The sequence below is a fragment of the Acinetobacter lwoffii genome (assembly GCF_024129355.1).
GTDB lineage: Bacteria > Pseudomonadota > Gammaproteobacteria > Pseudomonadales > Moraxellaceae > Acinetobacter > Acinetobacter lwoffii_I.
Window position 1 is genome coordinate 1 of the sequence record NZ_JAMXXP010000084.1, and the last position, 872, is coordinate 872.

1 protein-coding gene is annotated in these 872 nt (G+C 34.5%); it reads right to left on the reverse strand.

The features are described 5' to 3' along the window. Positions 1-17 precede the first annotated feature (17 nt). Positions 18-831, reverse strand: a protein-coding gene (locus tag NI468_RS16045; RefSeq protein ID WP_180181165.1) for an IS5 family transposase whose coding sequence is annotated in 2 segments (ribosomal slippage) — positions 18-443 and positions 445-831 — 813 coding nt in all. Because the reading frame shifts where the segments join, the coding sequence is not laid out codon by codon here. Between the last annotated feature and the right edge of the window lie 41 nt (positions 832-872).

Consider the following 872-nt stretch of genomic DNA (forward strand, 5'->3'; position numbering starts at 1 on the left):
TAGATCTCTTGCGAAAGTTAATTTAAGAGCATCCAATTCACCATTCCAGCAATTAAATTCATTCTTAGACCAAATCGTTTCCGTCTATTTCTATAGCGTTCTGTTAATATCCGAAAATGTTTAAGTTTGCCGTTGATATGTTCAATGGCTGTCCTACGCCGACTGATTTCTTGGTTGATCTTTTTTGCTATTTTGGGTAATGATAAATTCTTAGGTTTCTTGATTGGAATGAGTAACTTACTCTTAATCTGATGAAATCCTTTATAGGCTAAATCTGCCATGATACAAGGATAAATAATCATCTCCTTCAAATACTTACGCGCAATCGTCAGATCATGTTTTCTGCCACTTTCGACCTGTATACTTACAATTTTCTTTAGTCTTGGGTTAAAAATGACCTGTGTTTTTAGCGTATGTTTCTTCTTTTTACCACTATAGAATTTTCTTTGTTTTTTTGGGATGCTCAATCTGTGACTCAGTGACATCAACGATCACATAATCCCCCTCACTAAACTTTTGATTCCTTTTAGGCAATGCGAAAATCCGTGATTGAATCAGAGCATTTTCAACTTTTTGAATAGTACGATTCACATTGCTTTCAGCTAGGTTATAGTCAGCGGATAACTCAATTTGAGTTCTATAACAGCGTAAGTAATTTAAAGTTAACAACAATTGATCCTCTAAACACAACGAATGAGGTCTTCCAGATTTTTTCTTGGCAAGTTCAGCGTGTTGTAACACCGATACCATTTTTAAGAATAATGGACGAGGAACTCCAACGAGTCGTTTAAATTCCCCATCATTAAATCTAGTTAAATTTTCATATTTCATGGGGCTAGTATAAACAATTTTTTACTTTCGCAAGAGATCTA